The sequence below is a fragment of the Pseudomonas sp. Con_6 genome (assembly GCF_059379395.1).
Window position 1 is genome coordinate 1,947,603 of record NZ_CM182011.1, and the last position, 22,849, is coordinate 1,970,451.

Sequence of the window (22,849 nt, forward strand, 5' to 3'; positions counted from 1 at the left end):
GGCGGTACGGAATTTCCTTTGACAGGGGCGGGGGGCATCCCTAGAATGCTGCGCCTATGTTGAATGACCCGATTCCACCTCACGTTGACCCGCGCAAATTGGCCGATCGTGGCGTTTCCATCGAAGGAAGCGTACCGCTCGCCGATTTGGAGAGACTCTGCGACCCGCTTTCCGACAATGTCGGTACGGTGCAGGCCAAATTCGAGTTTGAGCGCGACGAGCAAGGCACGGTGGTTTTCCACACCGACCTGAACGTCGAGGTCAAGATGGTTTGCCAGCGTTGTCTTGAGCTGGTCACCCTGCCGATCCACAGCGAATGTACTTACGCTGTGGTGAAGGAGGGTGCGAATACCCAGTCGTTACCGAAAGGTTATGACGTGCTGGAACTGGGCGAGGATCCTTTGGATCTGCAGGCATTGGTCGAGGAAGAGCTGTTGCTCGCCTTGCCCATCGTGCCTGCTCATCATCCGGAAGAATGCCAGCAGCCGGCGGGCGCCGATGAGCCCGAACCGAGCGAGGACGAGGTAAAGCGGTCCAACCCGTTCAGTGTATTGGCGCAGTTAAAGCGTGACCCAAACGTTTAGGAGTTAATCAATTATGGCTGTTCAGCAGAACAAAAAATCCCGCTCTGCCCGTGACATGCGCCGTTCGCACGATGCCCTCGAAGCCAACGCCCTGTCCGTAGAGAAAACCACCGGTGAAGTTCACCTGCGTCACCACGTATCGCCAGAAGGCGTATACCGTGGTCGTAAAGTGATCGACAAGGGCGCTGACGAGTAATCCTTGTCCGCTCAGATCATTGCGATCGACGCAATGGGCGGGGACTTCGGTCCCCGCAGCATTGTCCAGGCAAGCCTTGCTTGTCTCTCGGCTACTCCCTCGCTACACCTGACCCTTGTCGGTCAACCCTCCCTCCTTGAAGACCTGATCGCTGGCCAGTCGGCTGCGGATCGCGCGCGCCTGCAGATCGTTGCGGCGAGCGAAGTGATCGGCATGGACGAGAGGCCGTCCCAGGCGTTGCGTGGCAAGCCCGATTCGTCGATGCGCGTTGCCCTCGAATTATTGCGTGACGGCAAGGTTCAGGCCTGTGTCAGCGCCGGCAATACCGGTGCGCTGATGGCCCTGTCGCGCTACGTACTGAAGACCCTGCCCGGTATCGATCGCCCGGCGATGGTCGCGGCGATCCCGACCCAGACCGGTTACTGCCAGTTGCTCGACCTTGGTGCCAATGTCGATTGCAGCGCCGAGCACCTGTACCAGTTCGCCGTGATGGGCTCGGTGGCGGCCCAGGCCCTGGGGATTTCCCGGCCGCGGGTGGCGCTGCTCAACGTCGGTACCGAGGACATCAAGGGCAACCAGCAGGTCAAGCTGGCGGCCAGCCTCCTGCAACAGGCCCGAGGACTTAACTACATCGGTTTCGTCGAGGGCGACGGTCTGTATCGCGGCGAGGCGGACGTGGTGGTGTGTGACGGTTTCGTCGGCAATATCCTGCTCAAGTCCAGCGAGGGTCTGGCAACCATGATCGGCGCGCGTATCGAAGCGCTGTTCCGTGGTGGCATGGCCTCGCGGGTGGTCGGTGCCATGGCCATGCCGCTGCTCAAGCGGTTACAGGCCGATCTGGCCCCGGCGCGGCATAATGGCGCGAGTTTCCTCGGCCTGCAGGGTATCGTCATAAAGAGTCATGGTTCAGCCGGGGTGCAGGGGTTCCAGAGCGCCATTCAGCGTGCTCTCATCGAGATTCAGGAGAACCTGCCCCAGCGCCTGCACGGGCGCCTGGAGGATCTGTTGCTTTAGGCATATTCGCCAGGAAGTGGTTAAATGTGACCGCTTGGTTCTCGTTACCATCCAACTTTCGGTTTTCTTGTGTCCAGCTACGGCTGGACACTCATTTTCGACGACAAGATCACTAGGGGCTTGTTCAATGTCTGCATCCCTCGCATTCGTCTTTCCTGGTCAAGGTTCGCAGTCGCTCGGCATGCTCGCCGAGCTCGGCGCCCAGCACCCGCTGGTCATCGACACCTTCCGTGAGGCCTCCGAGGCTCTGGGCTACGACCTCTGGGCGCTGGTCCAGAACGGTCCGGAAGAGCAACTCAACCAAACCGACAAAACCCAGCCGGCCATCCTGACCGCCTCGATCGCCCTGTGGCGCCTGTGGCTGGCCGAAGGTGGCGCGCATCCGGCCTTCGTCGCCGGGCATAGCCTGGGTGAATACAGCGCGCTGGTCGCCGCTGGTAGCCTGGAGCTGGCCGACGCGGTCAAGCTCGTCGAGCGCCGTGGCCAGCTGATGCAGGAAGCCGTGCCGGCCGGGCAGGGCGCGATGGCCGCCATCCTCGGCCTGGAAGACGCCGATGTCGTCGCCATCTGTGCCGAAGCGGCCCAGGGCGAGGTGGTCAGTGCGGTCAACTTCAACTCCCCTGGCCAGGTGGTCATCGCCGGCGCCAAGGCCGCGGTCGATCGCGCCATCGAAGGCTGCAAGGCCCGTGGTGCCAAGCGCGCCCTGCCGCTGCCGGTCAGCGTGCCGTCGCACTGCGAACTGATGCGTCCGGCGGCCGAGCGTTTTGCCGAGTCGGTCAATGCCATCGCCTGGAAGGCCCCGCAGATCCCGCTCGTGCAGAACGTCAGCGCGGCGGTACCAGCTGATCTGGAAACCCTCAAGCGCGACCTGCTGGAGCAGCTGTACAAGCCGGTGCGCTGGGTCGAGTGCGTGCAGACCCTGGCCGCCAAAGACGCGGTGCAGTTGGTCGAGTGCGGTCCAGGCAAGGTGCTCGCGGGCCTCAACAAGCGTTGCGCCGACGGCGTCACCACCTACAATCTCAACACCCCGGATGCCGTCGCCGCCACCCGTGCGGCGCTGGCCTAATTAGGAGAGCTTGCATGAGTCTGCAAGGTAAAGTTGCGCTGGTCACTGGCGCCAGTCGTGGCATCGGCCAGGCCATTGCCCTGGAACTGGGTCGCCAGGGTGCTACCGTGATCGGTACCGCCACGTCCGCTTCCGGCGCAGAGCGTATCGCGGCCACTCTCAAGGAGCACGGCATCACCGGTACCGGTCTGGAACTGAACGTCACCAGCGCCGATTCGGTCAATGCGGTCCTGGCGACCATCACCGAGCAGTTCGGTGCGCCGGCGATCCTGGTCAACAACGCCGGTATCACTCGTGACAACCTGATGATGCGCATGAAGGATGACGAGTGGTTCGATGTCATCGACACCAACCTGAACAGCCTCTACCGTCTGTCCAAGGGTGTGCTGCGCGGCATGACCAAGGCACGCTGGGGTCGTATCATCAGCATCGGTTCGGTGGTCGGGGCCATGGGCAACGCCGGTCAGGCCAACTATGCCGCCGCCAAGGCCGGCCTCGAAGGCTTCAGCCGTGCGCTGGCCCGCGAAGTGGGTTCCCGTTCCATCACCGTCAACTCGGTCACTCCGGGCTTTATCGACACCGATATGACCCGCGAACTGCCTGAGGCGCAGCGTGAAGCGCTGCAGACGCAAATTCCGCTGGGCCGTCTGGGCCAGGCCGATGAGATCGCGAAAGTGGTCGCATTCCTGGCTTCCGACGGTGCGGCTTACGTGACCGGCGCAACCATTCCGGTCAACGGCGGGATGTATATGTAGTCAAATGTGACGGATTGTTTTAAAAAAATGTCATACGAGCTGACTAAAATCCGTTATAAAGCTGCAATCAAATTTCGGGGGAGTCGGCGGGTGTGATGAGGAGGGGCGCGTTGAGCTTGAAAAGCAGACGCCTTTCTATAAACTTACACACCGGCCAGCTGCCTGACATATGTCCATTAGGAGTGAAAACAAGGTATGAGCACCATCGAAGAACGCGTCAAGAAAATCGTTGCCGAGCAACTGGGCGTCAAGGAAGAAGAAGTGAAGCCAGAGTCTTCCTTCGTTGACGATCTGGGTGCCGATTCCCTTGACACCGTTGAGCTGGTGATGGCTCTGGAAGAGGAATTCGAAACCGAGATTCCTGACGAAGAAGCCGAGAAGATCACTACTGTTCAAGCTGCTATCGACTACGTCAACGCCAACCAGGCGTAAGACTTCATAGTCGTCGCTTCTTGTCAGGGAAAAACCGCACTGCCTTTACCGGCGTGCGGTTTTTTCTTTGCCAGAAGATGTAGACATATAGAAAAAGGAGAGCGCTGTGTCGCGTAGACGCGTCGTGGTCACCGGTATGGGTATGCTGTCGCCACTGGGTACCGATGTACCGAGCAGTTGGCAGGGCATTCTGGCTGGCCGCAGTGGCATCGGTCTGATCGAGCATACGGACCTTTCTGCCTACTCCACCCGTTTTGGCGGCTCGGTAAAGGGCTTTGACGTCGAGCAGTACCTGTCGCTCAAGGAAGCCCGCAAGCTCGATCTGTTCATCCAGTACGGCCTGGCGGCCGGTTTCCAGGCGGTGCGCAACGCCGGTCTGGAAGTCACCGACGCCAACCGCGAGCGTATCGGCGTGGCCATGGGCTCGGGTATCGGCGGCCTGACCAACATCGAAGAGACCAGTCGTACCTTGCACGAACAAGGTCCGCGGCGCATTTCGCCGTTCTTCGTGCCGGGTTCGATCATCAACATGATTTCCGGCTTCCTGTCCATCCACCTGGGTGTGCAGGGTCCCAACTATGCCATCGCCACCGCCTGCACCACCGGTACCCACTGTATCGGCATGGCGGCGCGCAACATTGCCTATGGCGAAGCCGACGTGATGATTGCCGGTGGTGCCGAGATGGCCGCCTGCGGCCTGGGCATGGGCGGTTTCGGCGCGTCCCGTGCGCTGTCGACCCGCAATGACGATCCGACCCGCGCCAGCCGTCCATGGGACAAGGGCCGCGACGGCTTCGTCCTGTCCGACGGCTCCGGTGCCCTGGTCCTCGAAGAGCTCGAGCATGCCAAGGCCCGTGGCGCGACCATCTATGCCGAGCTGGTCGGCTTCGGCATGAGCGGTGACGCCTACCACATGACCTCGCCACCCGAGGATGGCGCCGGCGCCGCGCGTTGCATGAGCAATGCCCTGCGCGACGCGCAGATCGATCCGAGCCAGGTCAACTACATCAACGCCCATGGCACCTCGACCCCGGCGGGCGACCTCGCCGAAGTCGCTGCGGTCAAGTCGGTGTTCGGCGAGCACGCCTACAAGCTGGCGGTCAGTTCCACCAAGTCCATGACCGGTCACCTGCTGGGTGCGGCGGGCGCGGTGGAAGCGATCTTCAGCGTCCTGGCGATCAACAGCCAGGTGGCGCCGCCGACCATCAATCTCGACGAGCCGGACGTCGGTTGCGACCTCGACTTCGTGGCTCACGAAGCGCGCAACATGCCGATCGACGTGGTGCTGTCCAACTCGTTCGGTTTTGGCGGTACCAACGGCTCGCTGGTGTTCCGTCGGTTCGCCGGCTGATGCAGGCCTGGGTCGATGGGCACAGCGCCGATACCCTGGCGCTGCAAAGCCGCGGCCTGGCGTATGGTGATGGTCTTTTCGAGACCGTCGCCGTCAACGCAGGGAAGCCGTCCCTGCTTGACTACCACCTTGATCGCCTGGCTCTGGGTTGCCGGCGCCTGGCGATCGAGGCCGATTTCCTGTTGATCCGCGAAGAGACCTGCCGTTATGCCGCTTTGCTCGGCGACGGCGTGCTCAAGCTGATCCTTACCCGTGGCGACAGCCAGCGTGGCTATGCCGCTGCCGCTGAGGCAACGCCGCGGCGTATCCTGCAGGGCAATCCCGCCCCCGTTTATCCCGCCGAACATGCCGAGCAGGGCGTACGTCTGTTCCCTTGCCGCACGCGCCTGGCCGAGCAGCCCCTGTTGGCAGGGCTCAAGCACCTCAATCGCCTGGAGCAGGTACTGGCCCGCGCCGAATGGCAGGGCACCGAGTACGCTGAAGGATTGATGCTGGATATGTCCGGCCGCGTCATCGAAGGGGTGTACAGCAACCTGTTCCTGGTCCGTGATGGTCAGTTGCTCACCGCTGACCTCGGGCGCTGCGGCGTGGCCGGGGTCATGCGTGCGGCGCTGCTGGACGCAGCCGCCCGCGAGGGAATCCCGTCCAGTGTCCGTGATCTGTCATTGGGCGACCTCGAGCAGGCGGATGAATTGTTTCTCTGCAACAGTGTCTATGGTGTCTGGCCGGTGCGTTCATTTGCATCGCTGAACTGGCCGCCGGGGCCTCTCACCCGTAAACTGCAGGCCATTGCCCGTACGCTACTGGATGCCTGATTTCGTGAGACGTAAATTGCTGCTGTTGCTGGAGATCGGCCTGATCCTGGCCGGCCTGGTGCTTGGGTATTGCGCGTGGAAAGTCAGCACGTCGGTGGAGCAGTCGTTGCACCTGTCCGGTGAGGAGCTGCTGGATGTCCCGACCGGCACCAATCCCAATCGCATGTTCTATCGCATGGAGAGCGACGGCCTGATCAAGGACGCGTTCTGGCTGCGCCTCTACTGGCGTTTCAACATGGCCAATGTCGCCCTGCATACTGGCGAATACCGCATGATCCCGGGCATGACCGTGCGCGACCTGTTCGACGACTGGCGGCGCGGCAACGTGGTGCAGTACAACCTGACCCTGGTCGAAGGCTGGACCTTCCGTCAGGTACGTGGTGCCCTGGCCAGGCATGACAAGATCAAGCAGACCCTGGTCGGCCTCAGCGATGCCGAGGTCATGGACAAGCTCGGGCACCCTACGGTGTTCCCGGAAGGGCGCTTCTTCCCCGATACCTACAAGTTTGTCCGCGGCATGACTGACGTCGAGCTGCTGCAGCAAGCCTACGCCCGTCTCGAGGAAGTGTTGGCCAAGGAATGGGCTGACCGCCCCGCCGAACTGCCGTACCGCGATCCTTACCAGGCGCTGATCATGGCGTCGCTGGTGGAGAAGGAGACCGGCGTACCGCAGGAGCGTGGGCAGATCGCCGGGGTCTTCGTCCGACGCATGCAGATCGGCATGATGCTGCAGACCGACCCGACGGTCATCTACGGCATGGGTGAGCGCTACAACGGCAAGATCACCCGTGCCGACCTGCGCGAATCGACACCTTACAACACCTATGTGATCTCTGGCCTGCCGCCGACGCCGATCGCCATGGTCGGTCGCGAGGCGATTCATGCCGCGCTCAATCCGACCCCGGGCAGCAGCCTGTATTTTGTCGCCCGCGGCGATGGCAGCCATGTGTTCTCCGACGATCTCGATGCACACAATTCGGCGGTCCGCGAATACCAGTTGAAACGCCGCGCGGACTACCGGTCCAGCCCGGCGCCGACCAGTGGCGCTGCGCCGATATCCCCAGAGGTGCAGATGCGGCAGGAGACGCCGGCCACCGAGAAGGATGTAGCTCCGGCAGATGCGGCCGAAGCGCCGGCCAGCGACGAGTCCCCCACGCAATGAATTTTTTCGAGGATGCTGAGTGAGCGGTTTGTTTATCACCCTGGAAGGTCCGGAAGGCGCGGGCAAGAGCACCAACCGTGACTATCTGGCCGGGCTTCTGCGTGATCGCGGCCTTGATGTCCTGCTGACCCGCGAGCCTGGGGGCACGCCATTGGCAGAACGTATCCGTGAACTGTTGCTGGCACCCAGCGAGGAACGCATGGATGCTGACACCGAGCTACTGCTGGTCTTCGCCGCCCGTGCCCAGCACCTGGCCGAGGTGATCCGCCCGGCCCTGGCCCGTGGCGCGGTGGTGCTGTGTGATCGTTTCACCGATGCCACCTATGCCTATCAAGGCGGTGGCCGGGGCCTGAGCATCGAGCGCATCGCTACCCTGGAGCGTTTCGTTCAGGATGGCCTGCAGCCGGACCTGACCCTGCTGTTCGATCTGCCGGTGGAGGTCGGCCTTTCCCGTGCCGCCGCCCGCGGCCGTCTGGACCGCTTCGAGCAGGAAGGCCAGGCCTTCTTCGAGGCTGTGCGCCAGGCCTATCTACAGCGGGCCAAGGCTGATCCGCAACGCTATCGCCTACTCGATGCGGCGCAGACGCTGACCTCGGTCCAGCAGTCTCTGGACGGCCTGGTCGGGCAGATCGTGGAGCGTTGCCGTGGCTGAGGCTTACCCGTGGCAGGCGACGCTCTGGCAGCAACTGGCCGGGCGCGCTCGCCATGCACATGCCTACCTGCTCCATGGCCCGCAGGGCATCGGCAAGCGGGCGATGGCCGGACGCCTGATGGCCCTGTTGCTGTGCCAGCGTCCCGAGACCTTGCAGGCCTGTGGCCAGTGCAAGTCCTGCCTGCTGCTGGCCGCCGGTAGCCACCCGGACAACTACATCCTGGAGCCGGAAGAGGCAGACAAGCCGATCAAGGTCGACCAGGTGCGTGACCTGGTCGGTTTCGTCACCCAGACTGCCCAGCTCGGCGGACGCAAGGTGGTGTTGATAGAGCCCGTCGAGGCGATGAACGTAAACGCAGCCAACGCCTTGCTCAAGAGCCTCGAAGAGCCGTCCGGCGATACCGTGCTGCTGCTGGTCAGCCACCAGCCGAGTCGGTTGCTGCCGACCATCAAGAGCCGTTGCCAGCAGATTGCCTGCCCGCAGCCGCAGGAGGCGCAGAGCCTGGCCTGGCTAGTGTCAGCGTTGCCGGACTGCGACGAGCAGGAGCGTGCCGAGTTGCTGAGCCTGGCGGCCGGTTCGCCACTGATGGCGGTCAACCTGCAGGCGCAGGGCGTGCGCCAGCACCGTGCGCAGGTAGTCGACGGGGTCAAGAAGCTGCTCAAGCAGCAGCAATCCCCCAGTCAGCTCGCCGAGGCCTGGAAGGATGTTTCCCTGCTGCACCTGTTCGACTGGTTCTGCGACTGGTCGAACCTGATCCTGCGTTACCAGCTGACCCAGGATGAAGAGGGCCTCGGCCTGGCTGACATGCGCAAGGTAGTACAGTACCTCGCGCAGAAAACCCCGCAGGGCAAGGTCCTGGAAATCCAGGACTGGATCCTCGACCAGCGCCAGAAGGTGCTCGGCAAGGCCAATCTCAATCGCGCGTTGCTGATTGAAGCCTTGCTCGGCTCCTGGGCCTTGTTGCCGGGTCAGCGCTGAGGCGCTGGCCGTTTCATTTCTCACTCAGATCAAAATCCCGCCATGCTCGTAGATTCCCATTGCCACCTCGACCGTCTTGACCTCACCGCCCACGATGGCTCCCTCGATGCCGCGCTGAATGCGGCACGGGCTCGGGGGGTAGGGCATTTCCTGTGTATCGGCGTTAGCGCCGATAACGCGGCGCAGGTCAAGGCGCTGGCCGAACGCTACGCGGATGTCGACTGCTCGGTGGGCGTCCACCCCCTGGACCTCGCCCCGGGCGCCGAGCCGGCAATCGATTGGCTGCTGCAGGAACTGAACCATCCTAACGTGGTGGCCATTGGCGAGACCGGCCTGGACTACCATTACGAGCCGGAAGCTGCGGAATTGCAGCAGGCCTCGTTCCGTCTGCACCTGGAGGCCGCGAGGATCACTGGCAAGCCGGTGGTTATCCACACCCGTGCGGCACGGGCCGACACCCTGGCGCTGCTGCGTGATGCGGCCCTGCCACAGGCGGGCGTGCTGCATTGCTTCACCGAAGACTGGGACATGGCCAAGGCCGCGCTGGATCTCGGCTACTACATCTCGCTGTCGGGCATTGTCACCTTCCGCAATGCCGACGCCTTGCGCGACGTGGCGCGTCAGGTGCCGGCCGATCGCCTGCTGGTGGAAACCGACTCGCCGTACCTGGCGCCGATTCCCCACCGGGGTAAGCCGAACCTGCCGGAATACGTGCGGGATGTCGCCGAATTCATCGCCCTGGTGCGGGGCGAGCGCTACGAGCAACTGGCCGAGCGCACCACTGACAACTTCCGTCGCCTGTTCCCTCTGGCGCGGGTGCGTCAGGCCTGAGCCCGGCGTGCGGGCAAAAAAAACCCGGGTTCTGGGGGGGGAATCCGGGTTAAGACCATTAGGAGTAAAACAAAGGCGAACATTCCTTGATCACCTTTATTGGCGCGACACTTGGGGGGGTATGTCCCGCCAACAATTCAAGTATTAATCAGGATCGATCAGCTTCCAGCGCCCTTTGCTCGTTTTTTAAACAGATTTGGAATACGCCCGCGGCTGTTGAGCACTCATCGCTCTGCAATTTCCGTGACTAAGAAGAATATCTCGGCGATCAAGCGGCGTTCGGTGGCGATGTACGGGGAAAACCTCGCGCCGGAGCATTCTGGAATGAAAATCAGCCGCGCCTCGCCTTGCCGGCGGGGTGGTCGGTGCGAGGCAGGTCACAGGATGAAAGCGTCAGGAAGCTTCGACATGGTTGGATGATCCGTGCATTTTGCCGCAAGTTAGGCATAATACTTGGCTTCGATTTTGATCCAGACCTTCTTATGCAGAAAGAACCTCGCAAGGTCCGTGAATTTCGTCGCCGTGAGCAAGAGATTCTCGATACCGCACTCAAGCTGTTTCTCGAACAGGGTGAAGACAGCGTCACCGTCGAGATGATCGCTGATGCTGTGGGTATCGGCAAAGGCACGATCTACAAGCATTTCAAGTCCAAGGCGGAGATCTACCTGCGCTTGATGCTCGACTACGAGCGGGATTTGAACCAGCTCCTGCACTCCGCCGATGTCGATCGTGACAAGGAAGCCCTGTCACGCGCCTACTTCGAATTCCGCATGCGCGATCCACAGCGTTATCGGCTGTTTGATCGCCTGGAAGAAAAGGTGGTCAAAGGCCATCAGGTGCCGGACATGGTCGAGGAGTTGCACAAGATCCGTGCCTCGAACTTCGACCGCCTGACCTTGCTGATCAAGGGACGCATCAGCGAAGGCAAGCTCGAGGACGTGCCGCCGTACTTCCACTACTGCGCCGCCTGGGCCCTGGTGCACGGCGCCGTGGCGCTGTACCACTCGCCGTTCTGGAGCAATGTCCTGGAAGACCAGGAAGGCTTCTTCCAGTTCCTGATGGACATTGGCGTGCGCATGGGCAACAAGCGCAAGCGCGACCCGGAGCCATCCGCCAGCTGATATCCGCTGGCGACACCAGCGCTACTGGACGCGACGGCGCAGGAATATACTTTGGAGATGAGGCTTGCAAAAACCTGATTTTTGAGTCAGGTTTTGCCGGCCCGATTCATCCATGCCGGAGTTTTCCATGATCGTCGATCGTCAAGGCAGGCGTTTTCGCAATCTGCGTGTCAGCCTTACCGCCGCCTGCAACTATGCGTGCACCTACTGCGTGCCCGATGGCAAGCGGCTGGTCGCGGCTCAGGACGAACTCTCCGCCGAGGCCTTGGCCCGCGGCGTGGCCTATCTGATCGAGTCCGCCGGCATCGAGCGCCTGCGGGTTACCGGTGGCGAGCCGCTGGTCAGCCCCAAGCTGGAAACCTTCCTCAAGACCGTCGCCGGGCTCGGCCTTGATGACATCAGCTTGACCACTAATGGCCAGTTGCTCGCACGCAAGCTGCCGCTGCTGCGGGACGTCGGTATTCGTCGCCTCAATGTCTCCCTCGACACCCTTGATCCCCAGGCCTTCCGCAGCATTGCCCGTGGTGGCGACCTGGCTACCGTACTGGACGGCATGGCCCAGGCTGCGGCGGCGGGGATGAAGATCAAGGTCAACATGGTGCCTATGCGCGGGCAGAATCTCGACCAGGTCCTGCCGCTGCTGGGGTACTGCCTGGAGCATGGCTACGAGCTGCGCTTCATCGAGCTGATGCGCATGGGTCACCTGGCAAAAGACAACAACCAGTTCCTGCAGCAGTTCGTTGGTCTCGAACAACTGCTGCAGGTGATCGGCGAACGCTACGAATACGCCCAGGCCGAGGCGCCGATCGATGCCACCGCGCTGCGCTACCGGATTCCGGGCCAGGGTTGTTTCGGGGTGATTGCCAACGAGAGCGTGCCGTTCTGCCGCACTTGCTCGCGCCTGCGCCTGTCGTCCACCGGCTGGCTGCATGGTTGCCTGTCGTCGAGCAATCGCCATTACATCGGCGACCTGCTCGATCTCCCGCGCCATCAGGCGCTGCCAGCCCTTCAGGGTCTACTGGTCAAGGCCCTCGGTGACAAGCAGAGCGTGGCCTTCTCTGGTGGCGCCACGGTGATGAAGATCATCGGCGGCTGACCCGCGAAGCTGGCGCAGAACCTGCATCCAAGGGCTGTTCGCCGGTTTTCCGTCGCCGGCCTCTGGAGGAAAGATGCGTAGCCTGGTTCTGCTGCTGGCGTTCATAGCGCTGGGTGGCTGCATGAATGTCAGCGATATGGGCGAAGGTGCCCGCTATCACATGAGCGACGCCGGTCTGCTCGATCACAGCAGCACCCAGCGCTCGATGTCGCTGCGCCTGCAGCCTGACTCCTTCATATTCATCGCCCAGGGCGCCTTCGCGCCACCTGGCCGGGCCAATCCGCGGCCGAACGTGGTGGCCGAGGAGGCGTTCAAGGGCTTCGTCGAGTACTTCCCTCTGGTGCGCCGCGCCGAAGGTCCGATCGGCTTGGAAGAGGCGCTGGCGCAAGCCCGTTCCTATGGTGCTCACTACCTCTTGTACACTCGTTTCGCCAAGGCGGACGACCGCATCGGCAACGGCGATGAATGGTATGACGAGCAGGCCGTGGACCGCCTGGGGATCGACACCGGGACCATCCAGCTGATGCTGATCGAAACCAATACCCGCTACTTGATCGACACCGCACGCATCCACAGCCGCGGCGGATTGCTGACGTTCCATGACAACAAGCCGGAGGATTTGCTCGGTCCGCCCCTGGAGGACTACGCTCGTACGCTTCTGGGCATGAGTCGCTAAGGACGCAAGGCAATGGTTGATACGGGCAAGGCCAACGATCTGCTAGCGCAGATCCCCAGGGTGGAGAAGGGCTTGCCGCCCGTTCACCTGTGGAATCCGGATTTCTGTGGCGATATCGACATGCGTATCGCCCGCGATGGTACCTGGTACTACCTGGGCACGCCGATCGGGCGCAAGCCCATGGTGCGCCTGTTCTCCACCATCATTCGCCGCGATGGCGACGACTACTTCCTGGTCACGCCGGTGGAGAAGGTCGGGATCAAGGTGGATGACGCGCCGTTCGTGGCGGTGAGCGTGGAGGTGCAGGGGGAGGGCGAGCAGCAGGTGCTGGCGTTCACCAGCAATGTCGAGGACCGGGTCGAGGCCGGGCCCGAGCATCCGCTGCGTTTCGTGATCGATCCGCAGACCCAGGAGCCGTCGCCCTACGTGCACATGCGCGCCAACCTTGAGGCGCTGATTCACCGCAATGTGTTCTACCAGCTGGTGGACCTGGCGGTTTCGCGGGAGATCGATGGCGAGGAGTGGCTGGGGGTATGGAGCTCGGGAGAGTTCTACCCGATCGGGCGGCTTTGAGCTGCAAGCCGTAGGTTTCAAGCTGCAAGGAAAAGCGATTGCGCCACTGACTGCTTTTTCTTGCAGCTTGAAACTTGCAGCTTGTGGCTGAAATAAAAAACCTCCAGTGCTTGCGCATCTGGAGGTTTTCAATATTTGGCTCCGCGACCTGGACTCGAACCAGGGACCCAATGATTAACAGTCATTTGCTCTACCGACTGAGCTATCGCGGAATCTGGGGCGTATCTTACTGATTCCCAAGGGGAAGTCAAGCTTCCCCTTGGGAATTGTCGCTTACAGCACTTCGACGATGGCTTTGGTCACCACGTGAATGTTGCTCTGGTTCAGCGTGGCCACGCAGATGCGGCCAGTATCCAGGGCGTAGATGCCGTATTCGTTCTTCAGGCGGGCCACTTGCTCAACGCTCAGACCCGAGTAAGAGAACATGCCGCGCTGACGACCGACGAAGCTGAAATCACGCTTGGCGCCGTATTCGGCCAGCAGGTCGACCATCTGCTTGCGCATGCCGTGGATGCGGCCGCGCATCTCGCCCAGCTCGGTTTCCCACATCTGACGCAGCTCAGCGCTGTTCAGGACGGCAGCGACGATGCTGGCGCCATGGGTCGGCGGGTTGGAGTAGGTGGTGCGGATCACGCGCTTGACCTGGGACAGCACGCGGGCGCTTTCTTCCTTGGCACTGGTGACGATCGACAGGGCACCGACGCGTTCGCCGTACAGCGAGAACGACTTGGAGAACGAGCTGGACACGAAGAACTCCAGGCCCGACTCGGCGAACAGGCGTACGGCGAAGGCGTCTTCGGCGATACCGTCGCCGAAGCCCTGGTAGGCCATGTCGAGGAACGGCACGTGACCCTTGGCCTTGACCACCTCGAGGACGTTCTTCCAGTCCGCCAGGCTCAGGTCGACGCCGGTCGGGTTATGGCAGCAGGCGTGCAGGACGATGATCGAACCCGATGGCAGGTTGTTCAGGTCTTCCAGCATGCCGGCGCGGTTCACGTCGTTGCTTGGTGCGTCGTAGTAGCGGTAGTTCTGCACCGGGAAACCGGCGGTTTCGAACAGGGCGCGGTGGTTTTCCCAGCTCGGGTCGCTGATGGCGACAACGGCGTTCGGCGACAGCTGCTTGAGGAAATCGGCACCGATCTTCAGGGCGCCGGTACCACCGACCGCCTGCACGGTGACCACGCGGCCTTCGGCCAGCAGTGGCGACTCGGCACCGAACAGCAGTTTCTGTACGGCCTGGTCGTAGGCAGCGATGCCGTCGATCGGCAGGTAACCGCGGGAAGCGTGCTGGGCGGCACGTTGGGTTTCGGCTTCGATGACCGCACGCAGCAGTGGGATGCGTCCTTCTTCGTTGCAGTAAACGCCTACGCCGAGGTTGACTTTCTCGGTGCGGGTGTCGGCGTTGAATGCTTCGTTGAGGCCCAGAATGGGATCGCGTGGTGCCAGCTCGACAGCGGAAAACAGGCTCATTATTACCTTGGCTCTGAATGGAGGGTGAGTAGGGTTCGCACGCTCCAGCCGAATGCACTAGAGCGGTGCACAAACGGGGAGTCAGTATAGTGATACCGACCGGTCACGGCGACAGTCTGCCGCAGCTTTTCCCGCTGTTTGCGGGAATATTTTTCGACCGTTAGTCGAATCTTTCAGTCAACAGTAGGAAATCCGACGCGCGCTGGGTTGAAACTGGCGTAGGACGCCTTTAATTGGGTATAACTACTGTCTAAAAATACAGTTGCCCTGTATCCGCACTTCTCCAGAGGTCCGTCATGTCCGAGTTCCAGCTCGTCACCCGTTTCCAGCCTGCCGGCGACCAGCCGGAAGCCATCCGCCTGATGGTCGAAGGCATCGAGGCGGGGCTGGCGCACCAGACCCTGCTTGGCGTGACCGGTTCGGGCAAGACCTTCAGTATCGCCAACGTGATCGCCCAGGTGCAGCGCCCGACCCTGGTGCTGGCGCCGAACAAGACCCTGGCCGCGCAGCTGTACGGCGAGTTCAAGGCGTTCTTCCCCAACAACGCGGTGGAGTACTTCGTTTCCTACTACGACTACTACCAGCCGGAAGCCTACGTGCCATCGTCCGACACCTTCATCGAGAAGGATGCCTCGATCAACGACCATATCGAGCAGATGCGCCTGTCGGCGACCAAGGCGCTGCTGGAGCGGCGCGACGCGATCATCGTCACCACGGTGTCGTGCATCTATGGCCTGGGCAGCCCCGAGACCTACCTGAAGATGGTCCTGCACGTCGACCGCGGCGACAAGCTCGACCAGCGCGCCCTGCTGCGGCGTCTGGCCGACCTGCAGTACACCCGCAACGAGATGGATTTCGCCCGTGCCACCTTCCGCGTGCGCGGCGATGTGATCGACGTGTTCCCGGCAGAATCGGACCTGGAAGCGATCCGCATCGAGCTGTTCGACGACGAGGTGGAGAACATTGCCGCCTTCGACCCGCTCACCGGCGAGGTGATCCGCAAGCTGCCGCGGTTCACCTTCTATCCCAAGAGCCACTACGTCACCCCGCGGGAAACCCTGCTGGAGGCGGTGGACGGGATCAAGGACGAGCTCAAGGACCGCCTGGAGTACCTGCACAAGGCCAACAAGCTGGTGGAGGCACAGCGTCTGGAGCAGCGCACCCGTTTCGATCTGGAGATGATCCTCGAGTTGGGCTACTGCAACGGCATCGAGAACTACTCGCGCTACCTCTCTGGCCGCCCGGCGGGCGCGCCGCCGCCGACCCTCTACGACTACCTGCCGCCGGACGCGCTGCTGGTGATCGACGAATCCCATGTCAGCGTTCCGCAGGTGGGAGCGATGTACAAGGGGGACCGTTCGCGCAAGGAAACCCTGGTGGAATACGGTTTCCGCCTGCCGTCGGCGCTGGATAACCGGCCGATGCGCTTCGACGAATGGGAAAGCGTCAGCCCGCAGACCATCTTCGTTTCCGCCACGCCTGGGCCCTATGAAGGCGAGCACGCCGGCCGTGTGGTCGAGCAGGTGGTACGGCCAACCGGCCTTGTGGACCCGCAGGTGGAGATCCGTCCGGCGCTGACCCAGGTCGACGACCTGCTCTCGGAAATCCGCAAGCGCGTTGCGGTAGAGGAGCGGGTACTGGTCACCACCCTGACCAAGCGTATGGCCGAGGACCTCACCGATTACCTGGCCGACCACGATGTGCGGGTGCGCTACCTGCACTCGGACATCGACACGGTGGAGCGGGTCGAGATCATCCGCGACCTGCGCCTCGGCACCTTCGACGTTCTGGTGGGGATCAACCTGCTACGCGAGGGCCTGGACATGCCCGAAGTGTCGCTGGTGGCCATCCTCGATGCGGACAAGGAAGGTTTCCTGCGTTCCGAACGTTCGCTGATCCAGACCATCGGCCGGGCTGCGCGCAATCTCAATGGCCGGGCCATCCTGTATGCCGACCAGATGACCGGCTCGATGCAGCGGGCGATCGACGAGACCGAGCGGCGACGCGAGAAGCAGATCGCCTTCAACGCCGCCAACGGCATCGTGCCCAAGGGTGTGGTCAAGGACATCACCGACATCATGGAAGGCGCCAATGTGCCCGGCTCGCGCAGCAAGAAGCGCAAGGGTATGGCCAAGGCGGCGGAGGAGAGTGCCCGCTACGAGGCGGAACTGCGCTCGCCGGCGGAGATCACCAAGCGTATCAAGCAGTTGGAAGAGAAAATGTTCCAGCTGGCGCGGGACCTGGAGTTCGAGGCGGCGGCGCAGATGCGCGACGAGATCGCCAAGTTGCGCGAGAAGCTGATTACTGCCTGAAGTTCTTTATTGCTCTTGAGGGCCTCATCGCTGGCTTGCCAGCGATGAGGCCTTGAAGGTCAATGCGCCTCTCCAGCCTTGAGCCCCTGCGGCAGCTTCCGGGTCATCAACACTGCAATCATGCTGATCGCCAGCCCGATCCCGACAAAGTGAAAGGCGTCGTTGTACGCCATGATCAGTGCCTGCTGATGAGTGATCTCGCTCAATCGCCCCAGCGCCGCGCCATCACCGCCCAGCTTCTCCGCCAGTTGCCCCAGGCGTTCCGCCACCTGCGGATTGGTCGGCACCACCGCTTCGCGCAGATAGTCGAAATACACCTTGGTCCGCGCATCCAGCAGCGTGGCCAGCAAGGCGATACCAATGGCCCCGCCAAGGTTGCGCAGGATATTGAACAGGCTCGACGCCGACCCCGCATCCTGCGGCTGGATGTAGGCGGTGGCGATCAGCGAGATGGTTACCATGATCATCGGCTGCCCCAGGGCACGAATGATCTGGATGTTGTTGAACTGCGCCCCGGCAAAGTCCGGATTGAGTACCCCGGAGCTGAAGCTGGCGAAGCCGAACAGGCCAAAGCCCAGCGCACATAGCACCTTTGGCGGAATCACCTTCATCAGCTTGGGCACCAGCGGAATCAGGAACAGCTGCGGAATGCCCATCCACATGATCACCTCGCCGATCTGCAGGGCGTTGTAGTTCTGGATCTGCGCCAGGTACAGCGGTAGCAGGTAGATCGAGCCATACAGGCCGACGCCCATGCCCAGGCTGGCGATGCTCGACAGGCCGAAGTTGCGGTTGCTCAGGATGCGCAGGTTGATCAGCGGATTGGGCTTGGACAATTGCAGAATGACGAAGGTGATCAGGCTGACCAGGGCGATGCTGCCCAGGCCGACAATCAGGTTCGATTCCAGCCAGTCCTTGCGATGTCCTTCTTCGAGAAACACCTGCAAGCAGCCCAGGCCGATGCCGAGGGTGACGATACCGGCGTAGTCGGTGCTTTTCAGCAGTTCCCAGTGCGCTTCCTTCTTCTCCAGCCCGTAGAGCAGGCCGGCGATCATGATCAGGCCGGGCGGGATATTGATATAGAAGATGTACTCCCAGCCCCAGTTCTCCGTAAGCCAACCACCCAGGGCGGGGCCGATGGACGGGGCAAAGGTGGCGGTCATGGCGAACATCGCCATGCCCTTGGCGCGGTGGTGTTCCGGCAGCTTTATCAGGGTCAGGGTGAATGCCAGCGGAATCAGCGCGCCGCCGGTGAAGCCCTGCATGGCGCGGAAGGCGATCATGCTTTCCAGGTTCCAGGCCATGGAGCAGAGCAGAGAGGAGGCGAGGAAGCCCAGCGATACCCATACCGCCAGGCGTCGCGCCGAAAGCAACTGCACCAGCCAGGCGGTGAGGGGGATCATGATGATCTCGGCCACCAGGTACGAGGTGGAAATCCACGAGCCTTCCTCCAGGGTCGCCGACAGCGCGCCCTGGATGTCCTTGAGCGAGGAGTTGGTGATCTGGATGTCGAGCACGGCCATGAAGGCGCCGAGCATCGCGCTCATCACTGCGATCCAGTCGCGCCGGCTTGGTTCGCCGGCGGGACGGATCAGTTGGTCACCGGCCATCGCTGCGCAGATCGACGGTGGCGGTGACCGACATGCCCGGACGGATGCGACCATGCAGCGGGTTGTCGGCGCTGAAGGTCAGCTTTACCGGAATTCGCTGTACGACCTTGGTGAAGTTGCCGGTGGCATTGTCCGGTGGCAGCAGGCTGAACTGCGCACCGGAGGCGGCGAACAGGCTGTCGACGCGGCCTTCGATCGGCGTGTCGGGGTAGCTGTCGAACACCAGTTCGGCGCGCTGGCCGGGCTGCATCTTGCCGATCTGGGTTTCTTTGAAGTTGGCCTGGACCCAGATGTCCTCGTCCGGGACGATGGACATCAGGTAGGCGCCGTTCTGCACGTATTGGCCGTCGCGGGCGGCGCGCTGGCCGATCATGCCGCTGATCGGCGCGTGGATTTCGCTGCGGGTCAGGTTCAGCTCGGCCTGGGCCAGGTCGGTGCGGGCGGTGGCGATCTGCGCGTCGAGGCGCTTGAGTTCGGCTTCCAGTGCGCTGACCTGCTGGCGCTGGCCCTGCAGGTCGGCCTGGGCCTTGCTGACCTGGGAGCGGGCGACATTGTTTTCCGCGGACAGGGTGGTGACCCGTTCCTCGGAAACGAAGCCCGGCTTGCGCAGGGCCTGGGCACGATTGAGGTCGAGCTGGGCGCGACCGAGGGTGGCCTGGCTGGCGGACACCTCGGCCTGGCCGGCGGCGATCAGGCTGGATTGCTGGGTCAGGCGGCTTTCCGCCTGCAGGCGCTCGGCCTGGCGGGTATCCAGGGTGGCGCGGGCGCGTTCGACGGCGAAGCGGAAGTCGTCGCCTTCCAGGCGCACCAGCAGGTCGCCCTTGCTCACATGCTGGTTGTCCTGCACCAGGACGGCATCGATGCGCGCGCTCAGCTGGCTGGACACTCGGGTGATCTCGCCCTGCACGTAGGCATTGTCGGTGCTTTCATAGAAGCGACCCTTGAAGTACCAGTGGGCGAAGAAGCCAAGTGAAACCAGGACAACCAAAAGAAGAAAAATCAGCAGGCGGCGCTTGAGTTGGGCAGGCATAAGGACGATCGTTCCAGAAATGTAACCAAATTTAACAAATTTTGGATCCGCCGGCGCAAGTGACGATCGCGCCCATTACTGGAGCCCGGCGCCTGCTCCCTGTTAACATCCCGGCTTTGTTTCACCTCTTGTTCGAGACTCTCATGACCACCGTTCGCACGCGCATCGCGCCTTCGCCTACCGGCGATCCCCACGTCGGCACCGCCTACATCGCCCTGTTCAACTACTGCTTTGCCAAGCAGCACGGCGGTGAGTTCATCCTGCGTATCGAAGATACCGACCAGTTGCGTTCGACCCGCGAATCCGAACAACAGATCTTCGACGCCCTGCGCTGGCTCGGCATCGAATGGGCCGAAGGCCCGGATGTCGGCGGTCCGCACGGCCCGTACCGGCAGAGCGAGCGGGGTGAGATCTACAAGGAATACGCCCAGCAACTGGTCGACCTGGGTCATGCCTTCCCGTGCTTCTGCACCGCCGAAGAGCTGGACCAGATGCGTGCCGAGCAGATGGCCCGCGGCGAGACCCCGCGCTACGACGGTCGCGCGTTGCTGCTGTCGGCCGAGGAAGTCCAGCGCCGCCTGGCCGCCGGCGAGCCTCACGTGATCCGCATGAAGGTGCCGAGCGAAGGCGTCTGCGTGGTCCCGGACATGCTCCGTGGCGACGTCGAGATCCCGTGGGACCGCATGGACATGCAGGTGCTGATGAAGACCGACGGCCTGCCGACCTACTTCCTGGCCAACGTGGTCGACGACCACCTGATGGGCATCACACACGTCCTGCGCGGCGAAGAGTGGCTGCCCTCGGCGCCCAAGCTGATCAAGCTGTACGAATACTTCGGCTGGGAGCAGCCCAAGCTGTGCTACATGCCGCTGCTGCGCAACCCGGACAAGAGCAAGCTGTCCAAGCGCAAGAACCCGACTTCGGTGACCTTCTACGAGCGCATGGGCTTCATGCCGGAAGCCATGCTCAACTACCTGGGCCGCATGGGCTGGTCGATGCCGGACGAGCGCGAGAAGTTCTCCCTGGCCGAGATGGTCGAGCACTTCGACCTGTCCCGCGTGTCCCTGGGCGGGCCGATCTTCGACATCGAGAAGCTGTCCTGGCTCAACGGCCAGTGGCTGCGCGACCTGCCGGTGGAAGAGTTCGCCGCGCGGGTACAGAAGTGGGCATTCAACAGCGACTACATGATGAAGATCGCCCCGCACGTGCAGGGCCGGGTGGAAACCTTCAGCCAGATCGCCCCGCTGGGCGGCTTCTTCTTCGAAGGGGCGCTGAAGCTGGACGCGAAACTGTTCGAGCACAAGAAGCTGTCCGCCGACCAGGTGCGCCAGGTCATGCAACTGATCCTGTGGAAGCTGGAGAGCCTGCGCCAGTGGGAAAAAGAGCGCATTACCGCGGTCATCCAGGCCGTGGTCGAGGCCCTGGAGCTGAAGCTGCGTGATGCCATGCCGCTGATGTTCGCCGCGATCACCGGCCAGGCCAGCTCGGTCTCGGTGCTCGACGCCATGGAAATCCTCGGCCCGGACCTGACCCGCTATCGCCTGCGCCAGGCCCTGGACCTGCTGGGCGGCGTCTCGAAGAAAGAAAACAAGGAATGGGAGAAGCTGCTGGGCACCATCGCCTGACAGCCGACGCCTGTTTTTTCGCGGGGCGAATCCGCTGCCTGAGGCTCTGTGCCGGGGCAGGGGGTTCGCCCCGCGGCATTTCCGGGCCCTGCGCGGGAGCGTCAATCCCCCGCAAATACGGGGCTTTTGCCAGGGGAGGGCGGTAAGTGATTGTTATCTGGGAAAAATTTTTTGAATTTTGTTGAAAATATATTTGACAGGTCTGCAATCCGATCTTAATATGCGCCCCGTCCACAGCGATGAACGAAAACGAAACGCGAAGCACCCAGCCAAGCGGATCAAGTTCAAAGCGACATTGTGGGGCTATAGCTCAGCTGGGAGAGCGCCTGCATGGCATGCAGGAGGTCAGCGGTTCGATCCCGCTTAGCTCCACCAAATTCCAGATCGGCAGTCAATTCCAGCGACTGCGGTCAGATCGGTTCGAAGAACCGGTCAATGGTAGAAGGGTTGCGTCCCCTTCGTCTAGTGGCCTAGGACACCGCCCTTTCACGGCGGTAACAGGGGTTCGAGTCCCCTAGGGGACGCCAGTTTTGCACAAGCGATGTCGAAAGAGGTCGCTGGGCCGAGAGGCTAGAAATCCGGGGCTATAGCTCAGCTGGGAGAGCGCCTGCATGGCATGCAGGAGGTCAGCGGTTCGATCCCGCTTAGCTCCACCAATTCCGCCAGGATTCGTGAAAACGGATCTGCACGAAGGTTACAAGTCCCCTTCGTCTAGTGGCCTAGGACACCGCCCTTTCACGGCGGTAACAGGGGTTCGAGTCCCCTAGGGGACGCCATTTTATCCGCTCTGCGGAATTTCAAGGCTCATTCGATTATTGAATGAGCCTTTTGTTTTTTCCCTCGAAAAAGTTTTTTGCCCTGGCGCGACAAGCGGCCGGGCAAAAGGCTTGCCTTTAAATATTATGAGCATAATATTACCTCCATAATATTTTCAGGTGCCTGCCATGAGCGACAAGAAAGCCAAGACCCGTGAACGCATTCTCGATGCCGCCCGCTGCGCGCTGGTGCAGCACGGTCCTGCGGATCCCAGCGTCAACCAGGTGATGAACGCCGCCGGCCTGACCGTCGGTGGCTTCTACGCGCACTTCGAGAGCAAGGACGCGCTGATGCTGGAAGCCTTCCGCGAACTGCTCGGCGAGCGTCGCGCCTTGCTGGCCCAGGTCGACCCGGCGCTGGATGGCCAGGCCCGTCGCGCGCTGGTGGCGGCGTTCTACCTGTCGCGCAAGCACCGTGATTCCACCGAGGGCGCCTGTCCGTTGCCCAGCGCACTGAGCGAGATGACCCGCCTGCCGGATGCCTTCCGCGAAGTGCTCGCCGAGCACATCGAACTGATGGCCGCGGCGCTGGTAGACAGTCCCGAGGACGCCGACAAGTTCTTCGCCGACCTCGCCCTGATGGTCGGCGGCCTGGCCCTGGCCCGGGCCCTGGGCACCGATGAGCTTTCCGACCGCATTCTGCGTGCCGCCAAGACGGCGGTGATCTGATCCACCCCACTGGAG

General features: G+C 62.3%; 22 protein-coding genes and 5 tRNA genes. 23 read left to right on the top strand and 4 right to left on the bottom strand.

The window, feature by feature from the left end; genetic code table 11:
• Positions 1-56: 56 nt before the first annotated feature.
• The 16 genes from AC5QPF_RS08980 (at position 57) to AC5QPF_RS09055 (ending at position 13,303) form a co-directional block, all read left to right on the top strand.
• Positions 57-584 (top strand): YceD family protein, encoded by a 528-nt coding sequence (locus AC5QPF_RS08980; RefSeq protein ID WP_494962888.1) that lies wholly within the window; start codon positions 57-59, stop codon positions 582-584.
• Positions 585-597: 13 nt separating this feature from the next.
• On the top strand, positions 598-780 hold the full coding sequence (gene rpmF, locus AC5QPF_RS08985; RefSeq protein ID WP_009406838.1) for a 50S ribosomal protein L32: 183 nt from the start codon (positions 598-600) through the stop codon (positions 778-780).
• Between the two features lie 3 nt (positions 781-783).
• Positions 784-1,794, top strand: a complete 1,011-nt coding sequence (gene plsX, locus AC5QPF_RS08990; protein ID WP_494962889.1) for a phosphate acyltransferase PlsX — start codon at positions 784-786, stop codon at positions 1,792-1,794.
• 127 nt (positions 1,795-1,921) lie between these two features.
• Complete coding sequence (fabD, locus tag AC5QPF_RS08995) at positions 1,922-2,860, top strand: ACP S-malonyltransferase (protein ID WP_494962890.1); 939 nt, start codon at positions 1,922-1,924, stop codon at positions 2,858-2,860.
• Between the two features lie 14 nt (positions 2,861-2,874).
• Positions 2,875-3,615 carry a 3-oxoacyl-ACP reductase FabG gene (gene fabG, locus AC5QPF_RS09000; protein ID WP_494962891.1) on the top strand — a complete coding sequence of 247 codons (741 nt, stop codon included), beginning with the start codon at positions 2,875-2,877 and terminating at the stop codon, positions 3,613-3,615.
• Between the two features lie 195 nt (positions 3,616-3,810).
• Entirely contained in the window at positions 3,811-4,047 is a 237-nt protein-coding gene (acpP, locus tag AC5QPF_RS09005) for an acyl carrier protein (RefSeq protein ID WP_330077829.1), read from the top strand.
• Positions 4,048-4,153: 106 nt separating this feature from the next.
• Entirely contained in the window at positions 4,154-5,398 is a 1,245-nt protein-coding gene (gene fabF / locus AC5QPF_RS09010) for a beta-ketoacyl-ACP synthase II (protein WP_494962892.1), read from the top strand.
• On the top strand, positions 5,398-6,213 hold the full coding sequence (pabC, locus tag AC5QPF_RS09015; protein WP_494962893.1) for an aminodeoxychorismate lyase: 816 nt from the start codon (positions 5,398-5,400) through the stop codon (positions 6,211-6,213). The genes fabF and pabC overlap by 1 nt, the downstream gene beginning before the upstream one ends.
• A 4-nt stretch (positions 6,214-6,217) precedes the next feature.
• On the top strand, positions 6,218-7,375 hold the full coding sequence (gene mltG, locus AC5QPF_RS09020) for an endolytic transglycosylase MltG (RefSeq protein ID WP_494962894.1): 1,158 nt from the start codon (positions 6,218-6,220) through the stop codon (positions 7,373-7,375).
• 19 nt (positions 7,376-7,394) lie between these two features.
• The gene (gene tmk / locus AC5QPF_RS09025) at positions 7,395-8,027 is read left to right on the top strand and encodes a dTMP kinase (RefSeq protein ID WP_494962895.1); all 633 of its coding nucleotides are present in this window, start codon (positions 7,395-7,397) and stop codon (positions 8,025-8,027) included.
• A complete protein-coding gene (locus AC5QPF_RS09030) occupies positions 8,020-9,006 on the top strand; it encodes a DNA polymerase III subunit delta' (RefSeq protein ID WP_494962896.1) in 987 nt (328 codons plus the stop codon). The genes tmk and AC5QPF_RS09030 overlap by 8 nt, the downstream gene beginning before the upstream one ends.
• A 42-nt stretch (positions 9,007-9,048) precedes the next feature.
• Positions 9,049-9,837, top strand: coding sequence for a TatD family hydrolase (locus tag AC5QPF_RS09035; RefSeq protein ID WP_494962897.1), 789 nt, complete (start codon positions 9,049-9,051; stop codon positions 9,835-9,837).
• A gap of 482 nt (positions 9,838-10,319) precedes the next feature.
• Complete coding sequence (locus AC5QPF_RS09040; RefSeq protein WP_042122274.1) at positions 10,320-10,958, top strand: TetR/AcrR family transcriptional regulator; 639 nt, start codon at positions 10,320-10,322, stop codon at positions 10,956-10,958.
• Positions 10,959-11,085: 127 nt separating this feature from the next.
• Positions 11,086-12,054 (top strand): radical SAM protein, encoded by a 969-nt coding sequence (locus AC5QPF_RS09045; protein WP_494962898.1) that lies wholly within the window; start codon positions 11,086-11,088, stop codon positions 12,052-12,054.
• A gap of 73 nt (positions 12,055-12,127) precedes the next feature.
• A complete protein-coding gene (locus AC5QPF_RS09050) occupies positions 12,128-12,730 on the top strand; it encodes a DUF4823 domain-containing protein (protein WP_494962899.1) in 603 nt (200 codons plus the stop codon).
• Positions 12,731-12,742: 12 nt separating this feature from the next.
• Positions 12,743-13,303, top strand: a complete 561-nt coding sequence (locus AC5QPF_RS09055) for a DUF1285 domain-containing protein (protein WP_494962900.1) — start codon at positions 12,743-12,745, stop codon at positions 13,301-13,303.
• 136 nt (positions 13,304-13,439) lie between these two features.
• Here the strand turns inward: AC5QPF_RS09055 and AC5QPF_RS09060 are convergent.
• Together AC5QPF_RS09060 and AC5QPF_RS09065 are read right to left on the bottom strand one after the other, a co-directional pair.
• Positions 13,440-13,515, bottom strand: a tRNA-Asn gene (locus AC5QPF_RS09060).
• 61 nt (positions 13,516-13,576) lie between these two features.
• A complete protein-coding gene (locus tag AC5QPF_RS09065) occupies positions 13,577-14,773 on the bottom strand; it encodes an amino acid aminotransferase (protein ID WP_458975830.1) in 1,197 nt (398 codons plus the stop codon).
• Between the two features lie 296 nt (positions 14,774-15,069).
• Here AC5QPF_RS09065 and uvrB point away from each other — a divergent pair, with 296 nt between their 5' ends.
• Complete coding sequence (gene uvrB, locus AC5QPF_RS09070; protein ID WP_494962901.1) at positions 15,070-17,085, top strand: excinuclease ABC subunit UvrB; 2,016 nt, start codon at positions 15,070-15,072, stop codon at positions 17,083-17,085.
• A gap of 59 nt (positions 17,086-17,144) precedes the next feature.
• Here the strand turns inward: uvrB and AC5QPF_RS09075 are convergent, their stop codons facing one another.
• Both AC5QPF_RS09075 and AC5QPF_RS09080 read right to left on the bottom strand, forming a co-directional pair.
• Positions 17,145-18,695 (bottom strand): DHA2 family efflux MFS transporter permease subunit, encoded by a 1,551-nt coding sequence (locus AC5QPF_RS09075; protein WP_494962902.1) that lies wholly within the window; start codon positions 18,693-18,695, stop codon positions 17,145-17,147.
• Entirely contained in the window at positions 18,685-19,725 is a 1,041-nt protein-coding gene (locus AC5QPF_RS09080) for an HlyD family secretion protein (protein ID WP_494962903.1), read from the bottom strand. The genes AC5QPF_RS09075 and AC5QPF_RS09080 overlap by 11 nt, the downstream gene beginning before the upstream one ends.
• A 143-nt stretch (positions 19,726-19,868) precedes the next feature.
• Here AC5QPF_RS09080 and gltX point away from each other — a divergent pair, with 143 nt between their 5' ends.
• The 6 genes from gltX (at position 19,869) to AC5QPF_RS09110 (ending at position 22,834) form a co-directional block, all read left to right on the top strand.
• Positions 19,869-21,350 carry a glutamate--tRNA ligase gene (gene gltX, locus AC5QPF_RS09085; RefSeq protein WP_494962904.1) on the top strand — a complete coding sequence of 494 codons (1,482 nt, stop codon included), beginning with the start codon at positions 19,869-19,871 and terminating at the stop codon, positions 21,348-21,350.
• 299 nt (positions 21,351-21,649) lie between these two features.
• Positions 21,650-21,725 (top strand) — tRNA-Ala (locus tag AC5QPF_RS09090).
• Positions 21,726-21,801: 76 nt separating this feature from the next.
• Positions 21,802-21,877: transfer RNA gene (locus AC5QPF_RS09095), tRNA-Glu, on the top strand.
• Positions 21,878-21,930: 53 nt separating this feature from the next.
• A tRNA-Ala gene (locus AC5QPF_RS09100) sits at positions 21,931-22,006 on the top strand.
• A 44-nt stretch (positions 22,007-22,050) separates the two neighbouring features.
• A tRNA-Glu gene (locus AC5QPF_RS09105) sits at positions 22,051-22,126 on the top strand.
• A gap of 168 nt (positions 22,127-22,294) precedes the next feature.
• On the top strand, positions 22,295-22,834 hold the full coding sequence (locus AC5QPF_RS09110) for a TetR family transcriptional regulator (protein WP_494962905.1): 540 nt from the start codon (positions 22,295-22,297) through the stop codon (positions 22,832-22,834).
• The last annotated feature ends 15 nt before the right edge of the window (positions 22,835-22,849 follow it).

Excerpts from the sequence above, each read along its gene's own strand:
- AC5QPF_RS08980 (WP_494962888.1), top strand. The coding sequence starts at position 57 with ATGTTGAATGACCCGATTCCACCTCACGTTGACCCGCGCAAATTGGCC.
- rpmF (WP_009406838.1), top strand. The coding sequence starts at position 598 with ATGGCTGTTCAGCAGAACAAAAAATCCCGCTCTGCCCGTGACATGCGC.
- fabD (WP_494962890.1), top strand. The coding sequence starts at position 1,922 with ATGTCTGCATCCCTCGCATTCGTCTTTCCTGGTCAAGGTTCGCAGTCG.
- fabG (WP_494962891.1), top strand. The coding sequence starts at position 2,875 with ATGAGTCTGCAAGGTAAAGTTGCGCTGGTCACTGGCGCCAGTCGTGGC.
- acpP (WP_330077829.1), top strand. The coding sequence starts at position 3,811 with ATGAGCACCATCGAAGAACGCGTCAAGAAAATCGTTGCCGAGCAACTG.
- pabC (WP_494962893.1), top strand. The coding sequence starts at position 5,398 with ATGCAGGCCTGGGTCGATGGGCACAGCGCCGATACCCTGGCGCTGCAA.
- AC5QPF_RS09035 (WP_494962897.1), top strand. The coding sequence starts at position 9,049 with ATGCTCGTAGATTCCCATTGCCACCTCGACCGTCTTGACCTCACCGCC.
- AC5QPF_RS09040 (WP_042122274.1), top strand. The coding sequence starts at position 10,320 with ATGCAGAAAGAACCTCGCAAGGTCCGTGAATTTCGTCGCCGTGAGCAA.
- AC5QPF_RS09045 (WP_494962898.1), top strand. The coding sequence starts at position 11,086 with ATGATCGTCGATCGTCAAGGCAGGCGTTTTCGCAATCTGCGTGTCAGC.
- AC5QPF_RS09050 (WP_494962899.1), top strand. The coding sequence starts at position 12,128 with ATGCGTAGCCTGGTTCTGCTGCTGGCGTTCATAGCGCTGGGTGGCTGC.
- AC5QPF_RS09055 (WP_494962900.1), top strand. The coding sequence starts at position 12,743 with ATGGTTGATACGGGCAAGGCCAACGATCTGCTAGCGCAGATCCCCAGG.
- AC5QPF_RS09065 (WP_458975830.1), bottom strand. The coding sequence starts at position 14,773 with ATGAGCCTGTTTTCCGCTGTCGAGCTGGCACCACGCGATCCCATTCTG.
- uvrB (WP_494962901.1), top strand. The coding sequence starts at position 15,070 with ATGTCCGAGTTCCAGCTCGTCACCCGTTTCCAGCCTGCCGGCGACCAG.
- AC5QPF_RS09075 (WP_494962902.1), bottom strand. The coding sequence starts at position 18,695 with ATGGCCGGTGACCAACTGATCCGTCCCGCCGGCGAACCAAGCCGGCGC.
- AC5QPF_RS09080 (WP_494962903.1), bottom strand. The coding sequence starts at position 19,725 with ATGCCTGCCCAACTCAAGCGCCGCCTGCTGATTTTTCTTCTTTTGGTT.
- gltX (WP_494962904.1), top strand. The coding sequence starts at position 19,869 with ATGACCACCGTTCGCACGCGCATCGCGCCTTCGCCTACCGGCGATCCC.
- AC5QPF_RS09110 (WP_494962905.1), top strand. The coding sequence starts at position 22,295 with ATGAGCGACAAGAAAGCCAAGACCCGTGAACGCATTCTCGATGCCGCC.